Below are 15569 nucleotides of genomic sequence, written 5' to 3'. Positions count from 1 at the left end.
CATTTGATGCGAGATTCTATTACGCTTGATTCTACCCGATTGCAGCGCCTACAGCAGACACCGTTATGGGATTTTGTACTGACGCTCTACGCTAGACCCGGCGTTGAAGCGGCCTGCCTGAAGCTTCAAGAGGAGGCCGGGCTGGATGTGTGCGAGATGCTGTTTCATTGCTGGCTCTACTCTTGCGGTCTGGAAGCCGAACCTAGAGCGCTGGCTTACCAGCGTGAGCAGCGTCACCTTTGGCAGTGCCATGTAACGGAGGTATTGCGTGGGTTACGCCAAGACTTAAAAGCCTCAGCGGCAGCAAGCGAGTCCGTAAAAGCGCTGCGCGAGACCATCAAACAGGCCGAACTGATGGCTGAGCGTGAGAACCTTCAACGCTGGCAAGCGTGGGCTTCGGCCTCGCCCAGCGATGAGGAACGTGTGGTTAACGTTGTTGAAATGTCGCTAGATGTAGATAAGTGGCTGCTAAAACAACTGTTTTTAGGAAGGTGTGCCCGTCAAGGCGAGGGGAGTATAAAGGAGCAAAATGAGTGGCTTGATTCGCTACAAACGCTTACTTGCCAGCTTGACCCTCACCAAGGAGCGCGCTAGCCTGAAATTAAGCTGTATTTGAAATACCTAGCGCTATTCGCCCGCTAGAACGCAGTATAGAGCAGCACCATTGCCGGTTGGCGAACACCGGTTAGCGAACAACAGTGTCGTGTTGAGATACGCGAGGCTTATCCAGGTTCTTGCGCACTCGTAAAGCGCGCTTACCACTGCAAGGGGAACACCGCATGAAGGCAAGCAAATTCGTTTCTACACGTTCTGTAACTACAAAGTCTGTAACTACAAAGTTAATGACCACGGCAAGTGTGGGTGCACTGCTGTTTGGTCTAAGCGCCGCTGCTCAAGCAGACAACTGGCGCTATGCTCACGAGGAGTATGAAGGCGACGTTCAAGACGTCTTTGCCTATGCTTTTAAAGAGTACATTGAAGATAACTCAGACCACACCGTGCAGGTTTACCGCTTTGGTGAGCTGGGCGAGTCTGATGACATTATGGAGCAGACTCAGAACGGTATTCTGCAGTTTGTAAACCAGTCGCCTGGCTTTACCGGTGCGCTTATTCCGGAAGCGCAAATCTTCTTTATTCCTTACCTGCTACCGACCGACGAAGAGACTGTACTGACGTTCTTCGACGAAAGTAAGGCTATCAACGAGATGTTCCCTGAGCTTTACGCCGAGCAAGGCCTAGAGCTACTGAAGATGTATCCGGAAGGCGAAATGGTCGTGACGACCGACGAGCCGATTAGCTCACCGGAAGATATGGATAATAAGAAAATCCGTACCATGACCAACCCGCTGTTGTCGGAGACCTACGACGCCTTTGGTGCAACGCCGACGCCGTTGCCTTGGGGTGAAGTCTACGGTGGTCTGCAGACCGGCATCATTGATGGTCAAGAGAACCCGATTTTCTGGATTGAGTCTGGCGGTTTGTACGAAGTGTCTCCGCACCTGACGTTTACCGGTCACGGCTGGTTCACTACTGCGATGATGGCCAACCAGGACTTCTACGAAGGTTTGTCTGAAGAAGATCAAACGTTGGTGAATGAAGCCTCTGAAGCTGCCTATGACCACACTATCGAGCATATCAAAGGCTTGGCTGAAGAATCATTAGCGAAAATTCAGGAAGCATCTGATGAAGTGACGGTGACACGTCTCGACGAAGAGCAAATTCAAGCTTTCCGTGAGCGTGCCCCGCAGGTTGAAGAAGCCTTCCTGGAAATGACTGGTGAAGGTGGTCAAGAGCTGCTCGAGCAGTTTAAAGCTGACCTTGAAGCCGTAACAAACGAGTAATCATCCTTAAAGCCGCATTGGCGAACGGTTGATTGATCAAGGGGCAGCAAAGGCTGCCCCTTTTTGTTTTGCGGCGGTTAGGCGGGGGCTACTCGGGCTGGGGTTTGACATCGTTACCGTTGGGTTACGTACATCTAGCGTTGAATCATCGGCGGCCGCAAGCCGTTACGCTTTAGTTAACTCCTCGCCTTGCACGAGGTAAGACTTGTCTAGCAGCTCTGGTTTAGGCAAGTTGGGAAATAGGCGGGTTTTGACGAGATAGCTTGGATTGAGATAGCTCTGGAATAACGCTGTGTTTATTGTGCCTACGGCACGTAACTGTTGCCGTTAGAGCCGTTCAAAAGGAGTCCGGCCATGACCGATGACGAGATGGAAAAGAGTTACCGTTCCGGCTTGCCGGGGGTACTAGGCGTGATCGACACTGCAATTAGCAAAATAGAAGCCGTGATTCTCGCGATGGGTGTTTTGCTAATGGCGCTGAATACGGTCACCAACGTGGTTGCCCGCTTTGTATTTGGCAACAGCATCATGTTCTCCGGTGAGCTAAACCGCATTTTGATCATCATGATTACCTTTGCGGGTATTGGCTATGCAGCCCGTCATGGTCGTCATATTCGCATGTCGGCTATCTATGATGCGCTGCCGGTAGGTGGGCGCAGAGCGCTAATGATCTGCATCGCGCTGTTCACATCGCTAGTGATGTTTTTCCTGCTCTACTATTCGATCGTTTATATACTGGATCTGCATAGCAAAGGCAGGGTGTTGCCCTCCTTGGGCTTGCCGGTGTGGATCATTTACCTATGGGTGCCGATGGGCTTTTTAATCACCGGTATTCAATACTTGCTGACCGCGGTTAAAAACTTCACGTCCCACGATGTCTATCTCTCGACGGGCGTGGTGGATGGATATAAAGACACCGAAACAGAAGTCTAACGCGGGGCATTGCACCCTAGGGGAACAGCTATGACGACAATAATGGTCACCACCATGATTGCCCTGCTGCTGCTGGGCTTTCCAATGATGATTCCGCTGATTACCGCTGCAGTAATCGGCTTCTATATGATGTTTAACGGCTTCGGCCAGATGGATACGCTGATCCAGCAGATGATGGCGGGTATACGCCCAGCCTCACTTATTGCGGTTCCCATGTTTATCCTTGCCGCTGATATCATGACCCGCGGGCAGTCCGCTAACCGATTGATTGATATGGTGATGGCGTTTATCGGCCATATTAAAGGTGGCTTGGCGGTGAGCACGGCAGCTTCGTGTACGCTGTTCGGTGCTGTATCCGGTTCTACCCAGGCAACCGTGGTCGCTGTTGGCTCGCCGCTGCGTCCAAAAATGCTTAAAGCGGGCTACTCAGACTCTTTCACGCTGGCGCTGATTATCAATTCCAGCGATATTGCGTTTTTGATTCCGCCCAGTATCGGCATGATCATTTACGGGGTTATCTCGGGCACCTCTATCGGCGAGCTATTTATTGCCGGGATTGGGCCAGGGTTAATGATCCTGGTTATGTTCTCGATTTACTGCATTATCTACGCCATCGTGAAAGATGTACCTACTGAAGCAAAATCGAGCTGGAAAGAGCGCGCAGTAGCGGTTCAGCAGGCTCTTTGGCCGCTTGGCTTTCCGGTCATTATTGTCGGTGGTATTTACGGCGGTATCTTCAGCCCGACTGAAGCTGCTGCAGCCTGTGTGCTGTATGCCATTTTGCTTGAGTTTGTGGTCTTCCGCTCGCTTAAGATGAACGACATTTATGCCATCGCCAAATCAACCGGCTTGATTACCGCCGTTGTCTTTATCCTGGTCGCGGTGGGTAATGGCTTCTCATGGATCATTTCGTTTGCTCAGATTCCGCAAATGATTCTGGAGGCGGTGGGTGTCAACGAAGCTGGCCCCACGGGCGTATTGATTGCCATCTGTATCTCCTTCTTTGTGGCCTGTATGTTTGTTGATCCGATCGTGGTCATTCTGGTGCTAACGCCCATTTTCGCACCCGCCATTGCGGCGACAGGCCTGGATCCTGTGTTGGTGGGTATTTTGATTACCTTGCAGGTGGCGATAGGTTCGGCAACTCCGCCCTTTGGGTGCGATATTTTCACCGCTATTGCGATTTTCAAGCGCCCCTATTGGGATGTGATCAAAGGCACCCCGCCGTTTATTTTCATGCTGATTTTAGCTGCTGCACTGCTGATCATGTTCCCGCAAATTGCGCTGTTCCTGCGCGATGTCGCCTTCCGCTAAACAGCCACAAGGAGTACGCGAATGTTTAATCGCATTTTAGTCCCGGTGGATGGTTCAAAAGGCGCCTTAAGGGCGCTGGAAAAAGCGGTGGGTCTGCATATGCTAACCGGCGCTGAGCTCTATTTGCTGTGCGTGTTTAAACACCACAGCTTGCTGGAGGCCTCGCTCTCTATGGTGCGGCCCAACCAGCTGGATATCCCTGACGATGCGCTAAAAGAGTACGCCACCGAGATCGCTGTGCACGCAAAATCTCATGCGATTGAGCTTGGCGCTGACAGTGCTCGCGTGCGTGCTTTTGTGAAGGGCGGGCGACCCTCGCGCATTATTGTGCGCTTTGCCCGTAAGCGGGAGTGCGATCTGATCGTGATTGGTGCCCAGGGCACCAATGGCGAGAAGAACCCGCTGCTAGGCAGCGTTTCTCAACGGGTGGCGGGTGCAGCACACTGCCCCACGCTGGTGGTCTAAATCCGCTAAACCTCTCTCCCATTTTGTGGTCTTATTGGCGCCCACCTCCCCGAAGATGCAGCTCGGGGCGGTGGGTGTTAGTCTTTATATGACACTGATCGGCGTACGGCGCCGCTATAAAAAGGATCTTTCATGAAACAACTGCTCTCTACTACAGCTCTGACAGGTTTGCTTTTGGTTGCCCCTTTTGCCGCGGCAGCGCCCGAAACCGATGAACAGCGCTTGGCTTACAGCCTGGGTGTGACCCTGGGTGAAAGCATGCAGGCAGACATCGAAGACCTCGACTTGGATGCGTTCCACGACGGCATGAGCGATGTGTTTGAAGGTAATGACCTGGCGCTCAGTGAAGAAGAGATGACCGAAGCGTTGATGGCGTTCCAAGAGCAATCCATGCAAGCGCGTGAAGCGGAAGCTGAAGAGATGGCACAGAAAAACCTCGAAGAGGGCGAAGCTTTCCTAGCCGAGAACGCTGAGCGCGAAGAAGTGACCGTGACTGACTCTGGCCTGCAGTATGAAGTGCTTGAATCTGGCGATGGTGCCACGCCTGGCCCTGAAGATACCGTCGAAGTGAATTACGAAGGCATGCTGCTGGATGGCACCGTTTTCGATAGCTCTTTTGAGCGCGGTGAGTCTGTCAGCTTCCAGACTAATCAGGTGATCGAAGGCTGGCAGGAAGCGCTGCAGATGATGAGCGTTGGCGATAGCTGGATGCTCTATATCCCTGCGGATATTGCTTACGGCGAAAATGGTCAAGGTCCAATTGGGCCTAACGAAGTACTGACCTTCCGCGTTGAACTGCTAGGTGTCGAATAAGGGATGACTTCAACCCCCTCTTCTAACCTGCATTCTCTCGCTCAGGCACTGGTTTGCTTAGGTCTATGCACGCCGCTGCTAGCGCAGGCCGAGACGGACAGTGAGCCTGAGGATTTGCCCGCCCTGAGTGCTGCGAGTGAGCAGGCCAGCGTAGTGGGAGTATCGTCGGGCGGTTATATGGCGACCCAGCTAGCGGTGGCTTGGCCCGAGCGGTTTAGTGGCCTAGGTGTACTGGCAGCAGGGCCCTGGAGTTGCGCGCAGGGCTCGCTGAGTTTGGCGCTTAATCAATGCATGATGACCCGCCGTGGCGTGCCTTCGCTGGATGAATTGGAGGCTCGCCACCAGCGCTATATTGAGCTTGAACAGGTTGGCAGCACTGAGGCGCTTAGCCAGCTCAGGGCCTACTTATGGCACGGTGAAGAGGATGAAGTGGTTGAGCCACAGCTCGGCGACCTGCTTGCTGAGCAGTGGCAGCAGTGGCTTGCTTCGCCTGATCAGCTACGCGTTGCGCGCAGTGAAAATGCGGGACATGGCTGGCCGATACGCTTACCCAGTGAAGCGGCTCCCGGGCCCCAGGAGTGGGGCGATTGCCGACAGGGTGGCGGTAGTTTCCTGTTATCCTGCGATGACGATATTGCTGGAGAAATGCTGGATTGGCTCTACCCCGAACGAGCAGCCTCGGACGCTGGCGAGTCTAGTCGTGAGCCAGAGGATGAGCAAGGGGGCGAACTAGTCGCGTTTGATCAGTCAGAGTTTGCGGTCAAGGGCCTAGCGGACACCGGCTATGTGTTTATACCCGAAGGCTGTGATGCGGGGGAGTGCCCGGTAACGCTGGCGCTGCACGGCTGCCAAATGAACGCAGAGGCCATTGGCGATACGTTCATACGCTACACCGGGCTTAATGCCTGGGCGGCAGCGCATCAGCAAATCGTGCTCTATCCTCAGGCAGAAAGCAGTATGGCGAACCCCCAGGGCTGCTGGGATTGGTGGGGGTTTGCTGAAAGTACCTGGCAGTTAAGCCCCCAGCACGACACCCGTAGCGGTACCCAAATTGGCGCGCTGCTGGCGATGCTGGATCGTTTACAGGCGGCACCTGAACAAACCGATTAAGAAGAGACTTCGCTTAACCGTCTAGTTCGCTCTCTAATGCGGAGACTAAACCGTGCGGGGTCGGTGAGTAGAGCACTCGCTGCAGAATATCGCCCTCGCGATTAACCAAAAAGAGCGAGGCGCTGTGATCAATGGTGTAGTCCATTGCTGAATCCGGCGCTTCGACTTTCCGCCAGATCACCCCATAGCGTGAGGCGACATCCTCAAGCTGTTCCTGACTGCCCACCGCGCCGATAAACTCCTCGCCGAAAAAGCCCATGTACTCCTGCATGCGCGCGATGGTGTCGCGTTCGGGGTCAACGGTGACCATCACCGGCACTACACGCTCGCGCTGCTCCTCAGAGAGCTGGGCCAGGGCTTGACGCTTAACCGATTGGGTCATGGGACAAATGTCGGGACAGTAGGTGTAGCCAAAGGAGAGTATCGCGACTTGATCTTCATCTAACTGGGTTAACGAGAAATCACCCTGGGTAGAGGGCAGTTCAACTGGGCCTCCTACCGGTTCGCCCTCTTTGGGGGCGAAGGCATACTGATAGAGGCCTATACCGCTGACCACCAGTAAAGCCGCGACTAAACCGGTGCCTAGCCATAAGGGTTTCCTTGCCATATGCGTTAACTCCGAATTACGTCAAAATCGAACCAACTGCCTACCTTGCCTTCTGCGGTTTCCAGTATGACACGTGCACGCCAAGGCATAACGCTTTGAGTGCAAATCCCTACTTGGCCGTGACCTTGAAAATGGCCGGGTGCACCTGCGCTAAGGGCAAAACGGTGTAGCCCCAAATCCATATCTCGACCAATAAAATCTACCTCGACCTGGGTGGCCGTTACACCATCGACTTCCACTTCCAGTGGTAATATCTCTAGTGCATCGATTCGCCCATTTGCCTGAACCGCGAACGTGATGCGGCCCTTATCGCCCAAGGTGGCGGAGCAGGGCGCGGCATGCAGGTTGCAGCTTGATGTGGGCGGAAACCATGTCACATCACTGTCGCGGTGTAGCCAATGTGAAAAGGCATACCACGCGCAGGCCGCTAGCGCCAAGCCAGTGACCAATATCAGTACCCTTAAGGCAGGAAAGCCCGCTGAGTGTGCAGGTTTTGATGTCATCTTCATGGCAGAATAATCGCTACGCAAGCCGTGGGGCGGGGAATCATTGCCATGGTAACAGTAATCGCACCGATATCGCTGTGCTGGGATGTCGCAGGCAAAAGGGACATAAATGGAGAGTATCACTGGCGCTTTAGGCCCACTATTTCTGTTGATCTTACTGGGTGCCGTGCTTGGCTATTGGCGCTGGCCCAGCGACACCTTTTGGCCGCAGATGGAGCGGCTGATCTACTTTGTGCTGTTTCCCGCCATGCTGGTAAGCACTTTGGCCACTGCGGATGTAAGCCAAGTGCCGGTCGGCCGCTTGGCGCTGGTGCTGCTGGGCGCGATGGCGCTGTTTGGCTTGCTGCTATGGCGTTTACGTGGCTGGCTACAGCTAACGCCTGCGGCGTTTACGTCGGTATTTCAAGGTGCGGTACGTTTTAATACCTATGTGGGCGTTGCTGGCGCCGCCGCGCTACACGGCAGCTTAGGAGCGACCACCGCAGCCGTCGCCGTGGCACTAATGGTGCCAGTAGTTAACGTGATGTGTGTGGCCAGCTTTGTCGCCGCTGGCACACTCGGCGGTGCTAGCGTAGGTAAAAGTGCCATGGCGCTGATTAAAAACCCGTTGATCCTTGCCTGCTTGACGGGCATTGGCCTGAACCTTACGAACGTTGGTTTGCCCGGCTGGAGTCAAGATACGGTAGAGCTACTGGGGCGTGCGGCGCTGCCGTTGGGGTTGGTGGCCGTGGGTGTGGCGCTGCGCCCAGCGGCACTGCTACGCATTGACCGCGGCGTGCTGGCCACCAATGGCGTTAAACTGCTGCTCATGCCCGCGCTGGTATTGGCATTCACCTGGATCTTGCAGCTGGATCCCGTAAGCCGTGACGTAGCGCTGCTGTTTGCAGCACTGCCCACCGCCACCTCGGCGTATATCCTAGCCCGCCAACTGGGTGGCGATGCCGAGTTGATGGCGGCGATCATTACGGGCCAAACCCTATTGGCCATGCTCACCCTGCCTTTTTGGCTGCAACTGGTTAGTTGACAGCGAGGCTGCAAAGTTAAATAAAAGATATTCGCATTTGTATTGACGGAGTAAATGAGAATCATTACAGTGTGGTTGTCAGCGTTTGATGAGACGCTGACAACCAGGACAGCTGTTGATTTCAGAATCAGCGCCAGTTTACTGTCATGGTTTCTCCCTCTCATTGCTAGTCACGGTCTTTTTGCCGCTCCAATGGAGCGGCTTTCTTTTTTATGGTTTCCAGTTTCTTATTCATCTCCTGCGGGTGCGATCTTTGCTATCAGCAAGTGGTAATAAAAAATATTCGTATTTGTATTGACGCGGTAAATGAGAACTATTACATTGTGGTTGTCAGCGTTTGATGAGACGCTGGCAACCAGGACAGAAACCGCCAGTTTCCTGTCATGGTTTCTCCCTCTCATTGCTAGTCACGGTCTTTTTGCCGCTCCATTGGAGCGGCTTTCTTTTTTTAGCCCCTGCTACCCTCTCGCTTCCTATACTGCCTTTCGACTCCCGCTCCTCGCTTTCCGTCTCTTGTTTTAAAAACATGAATTTAAAAACGATGATTGCTGGCACGATGAGCCGGCTGACATAGCGTTATTGCTGTGGTGCGTTTTGGCGTCTACGTTTTATAAGTAGCCCCTAAAAGCGTTACTTGACATGGATACTAACGGAGGAGTTTGCCATGAACGATACACAAGACTTATTCCCTACTCGCTTGGAACGAAAGTTGGGAATGTTTGAACGCATCGATCCGGTGGTATACGGCGATGAGTCACAGCTTGCGAATGGCCCCTTAAGCAAATCAGAAATTGATGAGTACGAAAGAAAGGGATTTCTATCGTTTGAAGGATTTTTTGACGCTGATGACATGCAGGTTTTTCTTAAAGAACTGCGCGAATATGAAGACGATGCTGATCTGAAACTTTCAGAAGGCACTATTCTTGAACCTAGGCGTGAAGAGATTCGTACTATTTTCGGCATCCACGATGTTTCAAAACGCTTTCAGCGCTTGACCCAGGATCCCAAGCTATTGGCGATTGTTAAGCAACTTCTTGGCAGCGATGTATATATTCATCAGTCACGGATTAACTATAAACCAGGTTTTAAAGGCAAAGGGTTTGAGTGGCACTCCGACTTTGAAACATGGCATAGCGAAGACGGCATGCCACGTATGCGTGCGTTAAGTTGCTCCATCGTACTCACTGACAACGGTGAATTTAACGGCCCATTAATGTTGATCCCTGGCTCGCATCATTATTTTGTTCCGTGTGTCGGACGAACGCCGGAAAATAACTATAAAGAGTCGCTGAAAAGCCAAGAGGTGGGCGTGCCCCCAGCCAGTAGCCTTCGCGAGATAATGCTAGAAAACGATATCGAAGCTCCCAAGGGGCCTGCCGGTTCGCTGGTGATCTTTGAATGCAATACCATGCACGGCTCGAACATAAATATGTCTTGCTGGCCGAGAAGTAATCTGTTCTTTGTTTACAACAGTGTTGAAAACACGCTGCACGACCCTTACTGCGGTAACCGGCCCAGGCCGGAATTTCTAGCTAATCGTTCGGATTGGGAGCCGCTAAAACCGCTCAACGAGTAAAGCCCATGCGCATCGCCGTGTTTAGTGCTAAACCCTACGACCGCACTTTTCTTACACGCGCCAACTCGGGGCAACGCCACCACTTAAGCTTTTTTGAGGCGCGTTTAACTGAAGACACGGCGACCTTAGCCAACGGTTTTGACGCGATTTGCGCCTTCGTGAATGACTGCCTAGATGCCGCCGTGTTAGAGCAACTGCATAACGGTGGCACAAGATTAGTGGCGCTGCGTTCGGCGGGCTTCAACCATGTTGATTTGGCTGCCGCCGAACGGTTAGGCATCACAGTGGTACGGGTGCCTGCCTACTCCCCCCACGCAGTGGCAGAACACGCGGTCGCCCTAGTGCTGAGCCTTAATCGCATGACTTATCGCGCTTACAACCGTGTGCGGGAGGGCAATTTTGCCCTGGATGGCCTGCTGGGGTTCGACCTGCACGGTAAAACGGTAGGCATTATTGGAACTGGGCATATTGGGCTGATTTTTGCCGATATTATGCACGGCTTTGGTTGCCGGGTAGTGGCCAGCGACCCGTTTCCCAGCCCGGATGCTAAATCCTTTGTTGAGTACGTGCCGCTAGCAACGCTGTTTGCCAGCGCCGACATTATCTCGCTGCACTGCCCGTTGACGCCTGAGACTCACCATTTGATTGATGCCGATGCCATCGCGCAAATGAAGGAAGGCGTTATGCTGATCAATACCGGCCGCGGAAGGGTGGTCGATACCCAAGCCGTCATAGCAGGCCTGAAAAGCGGCAAAATCGGCCGCTTAGGGCTGGATGTCTATGAAGAGGAAGAGCAGCTGTTCTTCGAAGACCTCTCTCAAGGCGTGATTAACGATGACCAGTTTATGCGCCTGACGACCTTCCATAATGTACTGATCACCGGACACCAAGCCTTCTTCACCGCCGAAGCGCTAACCAATATCGCCGAGACGACGTTGGCTAATATTGACGCTTTTGAACGCGGTAGCGGAACCCTTCATCGAGTGACTACCCCATAATTCACCTTCACTCATGGGGGCGTTAGCGTTTCATCCAAGCATTTAATTCATCTAAGAATGCTAGGCACTGGCTAAGTTGATCAATTTCTATGAACTCATCGGGCTTGTGGGCTTGGCGAATAGAGCCGGGCCCAACAATCACTGAGGGTATGCCGCCATCGATCTCGAACACGCCGCCTTCTGAGCCATAAGATACCTTGCCGCCACGCTCGGGAAGAATGGGTTCAAGCTTTTTGAACATATCGCTGTCGGTGGCGTCCCCCATGGCGGGGTAGGCAAATAGCTCTTGCCACTCAATGGCGGAATCGGCTGATTGGCGCTGCATTTCGGGGAGTAGGGCAGTCTCTATATCGCGGATCAGTGCTTGAATGTCCGTGGCGGCTGCTTCCTGATCAATGCTGCGTAGCTCAAAGATAAAGCTGCAGGAATCAGGGGTAACGTTGGTCGCCACACCGCCTTCTATCATAGTGGTCAGTGTTGTGGCGTGGGGAACGGTAAAGTCGTGGTCGAAAGGGCCTTCTTGCTCATATCGTCGTGATCGCTCGGCGATCATGGTGATGATACGCGAGGCATACTCCACCGCATTGACGTGTTGAGGGGAGAACGATGAGTGGCCCCCTTCTCCGCGCACCGTCACCCGCATGGCGATTTTGCCCTTTTGGCCGTTGATCAGTTTCATTTCGCTGGGTTCACCGATAATCGCCAGAGCTGGTGGCACCTTGAGCTCGGCTAAGTGACGAGCAATGGCGGGGGCACCCAGACAGCCTACTTCCTCATCATGAGAGAAGCAGAAATAGAAAGGTCGGTGTAGTTCGCCGTTGGCAAACGCCGGTGCCGCCGCCATAACGCAGGCTGCAAAGCCTTTCATATCGCAGGTACCACGACCAAACAAGCGGTTGCCGCGTTGCTCCATTTTGAAAGGGTCGCTCTGCCAGTTCTTCGGGTTGGCGGGTACGACGTCCGTATGACCAGAGAGGACGATGCCAGCTGCGTCGGCCGGCCCCAGGCGGGCGACTAAATTGGCCTTTTCGCCGCTCTCATCGGGCAGCACCGTCACATCCGCGTCAAGACTGGCGAAGAACCTCTCGATGTGATGAATAAGCTCAAGGTTGGAGTAAGCACTCGTTGTGTCGTAAGCGATAAGGTCGGTGAGGTGTGATATCGCGGCTTCCAACTGCGGGTGAGCGTTAGGCGTAGCACTAGCTTGCATAGCGTTAAATCCTTGGCAGTAAGGGAATCTTTGGCTCAGACCTTGGCTTTTTTAAGCTGCTGACGAATTGTCACTACCACCACGAATATCGCCAGCGAAGCGAATAACCAGGTGATAGGCGACGACACCAGGATGCTTGGATCACCGCGAGATAGCGCAAGGGCACGACGCAGGTTCTCTTCCAGCATCGGGCCAAGAATGAAGGCGATTAAAAAGGGGGCGGCGGGAATGGCGAACAGGAACATGAAAAAGCCAAATATGCCCATCGCTAGCAGTACGATGACGTCATACATACTGTTGGAGATCGAAAAAATACCGAATACGCACAGAGCAAGTACGATCGGCGCCATTAAGCCGGGGGGAATGCGCGAGATATGCGAGAAAAAGCGCATCGTTGCTTTACCAGCACCAAACAGCAAAACAGAAGAGAACAACATGCCAATAAACAGCATGTAAACCTCATGAAGGTTGTTCTCAAATAGCATAGGGCCTGGGGTCATGCCGTGAATCATAAAGGCGCCCAGCATCACGCCCGTAATCACATCGCCCGGCACGCCCAGTGCTAACAAAGGGATCATGGTGGAGCCACAGCAACCATTATTAGCGGACTCTGATGCTGCGATCCCTTCTAGTTCGCCCTTACCAAAGTTCTCGCGATTCTTTGAGCTACGCTGTGCTTCCCCGTAGGAGGAGAAAGCCGCCGCCGAAGGCCCTATGCCGGGAATGGCCCCCATCACAACACCAATCATGCTGCCTTTGAGCATTGCCTTTAAGGATCGGCGCAGCTCGTCTCGCGTTACGCGGTTATCGCCCAACTGCATGGGCTTATGGCTTTGATTGTTACGAAAGACAATAATTTTAAGCAGCTCTGGGATCGCAAACAGACCAATGAGTACGGGGGCAACGGCAAGACCGCTCTGCATATCCACGGTTAGATCAAAGCGGAACGAGCCGTACATATCTTCGCCCACTGTGGCTAGTAGTAGCCCTAAGCACGCCGATACAAGCCCAAGCAGCAGCGAGCGCCCTGACACCCCAGCGACGGTGGTAAGTGCGAAAATCATCAACATAAAGTATTCGGGTGGCCCAATACGCAGCGCAAGTAGCGCCAGTGGCGCGGCAATAAAAATCAGCGAGAGATTGGAAATAAAATCCCCGGTACAGGAGGAATAGAGCGCCATGTTGAGGGCTTTGCCTGCCTTGCCTTGCTGGGCCAATGGGTAGCCATCAAGGGTGGTGCAGGCAGCCGAAGCAGTGCCTGGCGTTTTGATCAATATCGCGGATACCGAACCGCCGTAGGTCGAGCCTTTGTACAGTGCGACGAGTAACAAAATGCTCGGAATCGGCTGCATATAAAAAGTAAAGGGCAGCGCCAGCGTCACCGCCATGGTGCCGGTCATGCCTGGAATAGCGCCGATAATCACGCCGCCCCAAATACCGGCGGCCATGATCAGAAAGTTCTCAATGGTGGCAACCGCCTGGAAGGCAACCAGCAGGTCGTTGAGCATAGTGGTCAGTCCTATACGCGGTAAGTTAAATACCGATAGCCTTGAAAAGGCTGCCGACAGGGAAACGCGTATTGAGTGCGCTGGAGAAAAACAGGTAGAGGACCAGTGGGAGTGCAACGGCAACGATGGCCGCCACCACTTTGTGGCGCCAATAACCCGTCAATATCAGCATCGCCATTAACAGCAGAATGCTCGATAGCAAAAAACCGAGCAGCATCACTGAACCGATAAAGAGCGCAAAGGCGAGTACCGTCCAGCCGAAGCGGGTGAGCAGCGTGACAAGTGGCGTGTCACCGCGGATAGTGCTGGCATCTTCAGGGTCAGCGATTGCTTCGGTTTTGCGTGAAAAAGAAAGCCCGACGAGCAGTATGCCCAGTGCCATGCCGAGCATGGATACCGTGCGTGGCCACATATCAGGCGGTGGCGCGAACCCTGGAATAAAGCGCGGGCGGGGCACATAGGCGGGTATCAGTAAAAACAGCACGATACCGAACAGCACCGTAATAACTAAACCGCGTGTTATACCCATGACCCCTCCAGTGATGAAATGATGTATGCAGTGACGACAACGTGGTGCCTAACGCTGACTCACTCTAGATAGCCAAACTGTTCCGCTAAGGTGCGATAAAACTCATACTGCTCTTTTGCGTAGGTCTCCATATCGACGCTGCCAATAGTGGAAATTGAGCCACGATCGTCAGCACGACTGAGCCACATTTCATCTTCAGCCACCTGCTCCATTACCTCTGCCCAGGTATTCATGACCTCTTCAGGTAAATCTGGCGGGCCATACAGCGCGCTCCACCCCATCACCTGACCAGCCAACTCATAACCCAACTCTTCAGCCGTCGGCACGTCCGGTAGTGCTTCCATGCGCTCTGGTGAGAACACCATTAACGGACGCATGTCACCGCTCTCGATATGCGGCATCAGAGAGGCTGCCGCGATGGCGAGAAAATCAACATGCCCACCCAGTAATGCCGTTGCGAGTTCGCCGCCCCCACGGTAGGGAATCAACGTAGCCGCCGTCAGCGGATCCATTTTCGCGTCAGCCAGTAGCGACTGCACCGTAAAGCCATCAATGGCGGTGGCGCCGGAAGCGGCGTAGCTCATCGCACCAGGGTCGTTTTCGATGCCTTCCAGTAAATCCTCAACACTTTCATAGGGAGAGTCTTCAGCCACGGCAAGAATCATCGGTGTGGCTTCAAGCGGGCTGATGAAGGTGTACTCATCCCAATCAACACTGCTGTTTTCGTTGACCGCCGGTGATAGAGCCATGCCGACGCGGGCTAACAGCAGGGTGTAACCATCGGCGTCAGCTTGTGTCACATCGCGAGCGCCGGTCATTCCACCTGCGCCGGCTTGATTGACGACCGTGACAGGCTGTCCTAAATATTCGCGAGCCGACTCCGCTAGCGCCCGACCGGCCAGATCGGAGGCGCCGCCTGGGCCATAAGGGACTACCAGTGTGACGGGTTCGGAAGGGTAGCTCTGAGCATAGGCGGTGGAGGCAGCGAGCAGCGTTGCTGCCGCTAAACTTAAGATGAGTTTCATACTTATCTCCGCAATCGTTGTTGCATAGCTTTCATGGAGTGGATTTATTAATAGCATTTTTGAACCCAGCGCTTTTAACATAGACAGGTATGAAATTTGTTGCAACAATT

Annotated in this window: 16 protein-coding genes; 10 read left to right on the top strand and 6 right to left on the bottom strand. The window is 53.5% G+C overall.

Annotated features, from left to right (window positions below; genetic code table 11):
- Nucleotides 1–6: 6 nt before the first annotated feature.
- The 7 genes from YERSI8AC_RS23620 to YERSI8AC_RS23590 all read left to right on the top strand — a co-directional run bounded on the left by YERSI8AC_RS23620 (nt 7) and on the right by YERSI8AC_RS23590 (nt 6476).
- Nucleotides 7–594, top strand: a complete 588-nt coding sequence (locus YERSI8AC_RS23620) for a TIGR02444 family protein (RefSeq protein WP_201304263.1) — start codon at nt 7–9, stop codon at nt 592–594.
- Between the two features lie 185 nt (nt 595–779).
- Nucleotides 780–1841, top strand: coding sequence for a TRAP transporter substrate-binding protein (locus YERSI8AC_RS23615; protein ID WP_022521252.1), 1062 nt, complete (start codon nt 780–782; stop codon nt 1839–1841).
- Between the two features lie 354 nt (nt 1842–2195).
- Complete coding sequence (locus YERSI8AC_RS23610; RefSeq protein WP_022521254.1) at nt 2196–2774, top strand: TRAP transporter small permease; 579 nt, start codon at nt 2196–2198, stop codon at nt 2772–2774.
- A gap of 30 nt (nt 2775–2804) precedes the next feature.
- Nucleotides 2805–4088 (top strand): TRAP transporter large permease, encoded by a 1284-nt coding sequence (locus tag YERSI8AC_RS23605; protein ID WP_022521255.1) that lies wholly within the window; start codon nt 2805–2807, stop codon nt 4086–4088.
- Between the two features lie 21 nt (nt 4089–4109).
- Complete coding sequence (locus tag YERSI8AC_RS23600) at nt 4110–4553, top strand: universal stress protein (RefSeq protein WP_022521256.1); 444 nt, start codon at nt 4110–4112, stop codon at nt 4551–4553.
- A gap of 132 nt (nt 4554–4685) precedes the next feature.
- Nucleotides 4686–5366: an FKBP-type peptidyl-prolyl cis-trans isomerase N-terminal domain-containing protein gene (locus tag YERSI8AC_RS23595; RefSeq protein ID WP_159177736.1), complete on the top strand. Its 681-nt coding sequence runs from the start codon at nt 4686–4688 to the stop codon at nt 5364–5366.
- Between the two features lie 3 nt (nt 5367–5369).
- A complete protein-coding gene (locus YERSI8AC_RS23590) occupies nt 5370–6476 on the top strand; it encodes a PHB depolymerase family esterase (protein ID WP_138799524.1) in 1107 nt (368 codons plus the stop codon).
- 13 nt (nt 6477–6489) lie between these two features.
- Here YERSI8AC_RS23590 and YERSI8AC_RS23585 read toward each other — a convergent pair whose 3' ends face one another.
- Both YERSI8AC_RS23585 and YERSI8AC_RS23580 read right to left on the bottom strand, forming a co-directional pair.
- A complete protein-coding gene (locus YERSI8AC_RS23585; protein ID WP_022521260.1) occupies nt 6490–7083 on the bottom strand; it encodes an SCO family protein in 594 nt (197 codons plus the stop codon).
- A 5-nt stretch (nt 7084–7088) separates the two neighbouring features.
- Nucleotides 7089–7592, bottom strand: coding sequence for a hypothetical protein (locus YERSI8AC_RS23580; RefSeq protein WP_039857676.1), 504 nt, complete (start codon nt 7590–7592; stop codon nt 7089–7091).
- Between the two features lie 106 nt (nt 7593–7698).
- Between YERSI8AC_RS23580 and YERSI8AC_RS23575 the strand changes: the two genes are divergently transcribed.
- From YERSI8AC_RS23575 to YERSI8AC_RS23565, 3 genes are all read left to right on the top strand, one after another.
- Entirely contained in the window at nt 7699–8613 is a 915-nt protein-coding gene (locus YERSI8AC_RS23575) for an AEC family transporter (protein ID WP_022521262.1), read from the top strand.
- A 664-nt stretch (nt 8614–9277) separates the two neighbouring features.
- Nucleotides 9278–10189, top strand: coding sequence for an ectoine hydroxylase (gene thpD, locus YERSI8AC_RS23570; protein ID WP_159177735.1), 912 nt, complete (start codon nt 9278–9280; stop codon nt 10187–10189).
- A gap of 5 nt (nt 10190–10194) precedes the next feature.
- A complete protein-coding gene (locus YERSI8AC_RS23565) occupies nt 10195–11187 on the top strand; it encodes a 2-hydroxyacid dehydrogenase (protein ID WP_141440351.1) in 993 nt (330 codons plus the stop codon).
- Between the two features lie 22 nt (nt 11188–11209).
- Here YERSI8AC_RS23565 and argE read toward each other — a convergent pair whose 3' ends face one another.
- Genes argE through YERSI8AC_RS23545 form a run of 4 tightly spaced genes read right to left on the bottom strand, consistent with a single transcriptional unit; the run spans nt 11210 to nt 15459 of the window.
- The gene (gene argE, locus YERSI8AC_RS23560) at nt 11210–12397 is read right to left on the bottom strand and encodes an acetylornithine deacetylase (protein ID WP_159177734.1); all 1188 of its coding nucleotides are present in this window, start codon (nt 12395–12397) and stop codon (nt 11210–11212) included.
- A 35-nt stretch (nt 12398–12432) separates the two neighbouring features.
- On the bottom strand, nt 12433–13905 hold the full coding sequence (locus YERSI8AC_RS23555; protein ID WP_039857670.1) for a tripartite tricarboxylate transporter permease: 1473 nt from the start codon (nt 13903–13905) through the stop codon (nt 12433–12435).
- A gap of 25 nt (nt 13906–13930) precedes the next feature.
- Complete coding sequence (locus YERSI8AC_RS23550) at nt 13931–14434, bottom strand: tripartite tricarboxylate transporter TctB family protein (RefSeq protein ID WP_035555025.1); 504 nt, start codon at nt 14432–14434, stop codon at nt 13931–13933.
- 59 nt (nt 14435–14493) lie between these two features.
- Entirely contained in the window at nt 14494–15459 is a 966-nt protein-coding gene (locus YERSI8AC_RS23545) for a Bug family tripartite tricarboxylate transporter substrate binding protein (protein WP_159177733.1), read from the bottom strand.
- Between the last annotated feature and the right edge of the window lie 110 nt (nt 15460–15569).

Source organism: Halomonas sp. 113 (assembly GCF_904067645.1).
Classification (GTDB): Bacteria; Pseudomonadota; Gammaproteobacteria; order Pseudomonadales; family Halomonadaceae; genus Vreelandella; species Vreelandella titanicae.
Note: the sequence above shows the minus strand (reverse complement) of the source record. Positions and strands in the feature narration are given on the sequence as shown.

What these genes read in the sequence shown, in the direction of transcription:
- YERSI8AC_RS23590 (WP_138799524.1), top strand. Translation starts at nt 5,370, where the DNA reads ATGACTTCAACCCCCTCTTCTAACCTGCATTCTCTCGCTCAGGCACTG.
- YERSI8AC_RS23615 (WP_022521252.1), top strand. Translation starts at nt 780, where the DNA reads ATGAAGGCAAGCAAATTCGTTTCTACACGTTCTGTAACTACAAAGTCT.
- YERSI8AC_RS23605 (WP_022521255.1), top strand. Translation starts at nt 2,805, where the DNA reads ATGACGACAATAATGGTCACCACCATGATTGCCCTGCTGCTGCTGGGC.
- YERSI8AC_RS23550 (WP_035555025.1), bottom strand. Translation starts at nt 14,434, where the DNA reads ATGGGTATAACACGCGGTTTAGTTATTACGGTGCTGTTCGGTATCGTG.
- YERSI8AC_RS23620 (WP_201304263.1), top strand. Translation starts at nt 7, where the DNA reads ATGCGAGATTCTATTACGCTTGATTCTACCCGATTGCAGCGCCTACAG.
- YERSI8AC_RS23575 (WP_022521262.1), top strand. Translation starts at nt 7,699, where the DNA reads ATGGAGAGTATCACTGGCGCTTTAGGCCCACTATTTCTGTTGATCTTA.
- YERSI8AC_RS23565 (WP_141440351.1), top strand. Translation starts at nt 10,195, where the DNA reads ATGCGCATCGCCGTGTTTAGTGCTAAACCCTACGACCGCACTTTTCTT.
- YERSI8AC_RS23555 (WP_039857670.1), bottom strand. Translation starts at nt 13,905, where the DNA reads ATGCTCAACGACCTGCTGGTTGCCTTCCAGGCGGTTGCCACCATTGAG.
- argE (WP_159177734.1), bottom strand. Translation starts at nt 12,397, where the DNA reads ATGCAAGCTAGTGCTACGCCTAACGCTCACCCGCAGTTGGAAGCCGCG.
- thpD (WP_159177735.1), top strand. Translation starts at nt 9,278, where the DNA reads ATGAACGATACACAAGACTTATTCCCTACTCGCTTGGAACGAAAGTTG.
- YERSI8AC_RS23580 (WP_039857676.1), bottom strand. Translation starts at nt 7,592, where the DNA reads ATGAAGATGACATCAAAACCTGCACACTCAGCGGGCTTTCCTGCCTTA.
- YERSI8AC_RS23600 (WP_022521256.1), top strand. Translation starts at nt 4,110, where the DNA reads ATGTTTAATCGCATTTTAGTCCCGGTGGATGGTTCAAAAGGCGCCTTA.
- YERSI8AC_RS23595 (WP_159177736.1), top strand. Translation starts at nt 4,686, where the DNA reads ATGAAACAACTGCTCTCTACTACAGCTCTGACAGGTTTGCTTTTGGTT.
- YERSI8AC_RS23610 (WP_022521254.1), top strand. Translation starts at nt 2,196, where the DNA reads ATGACCGATGACGAGATGGAAAAGAGTTACCGTTCCGGCTTGCCGGGG.
- YERSI8AC_RS23585 (WP_022521260.1), bottom strand. Translation starts at nt 7,083, where the DNA reads ATGGCAAGGAAACCCTTATGGCTAGGCACCGGTTTAGTCGCGGCTTTA.
- YERSI8AC_RS23545 (WP_159177733.1), bottom strand. Translation starts at nt 15,459, where the DNA reads ATGAAACTCATCTTAAGTTTAGCGGCAGCAACGCTGCTCGCTGCCTCC.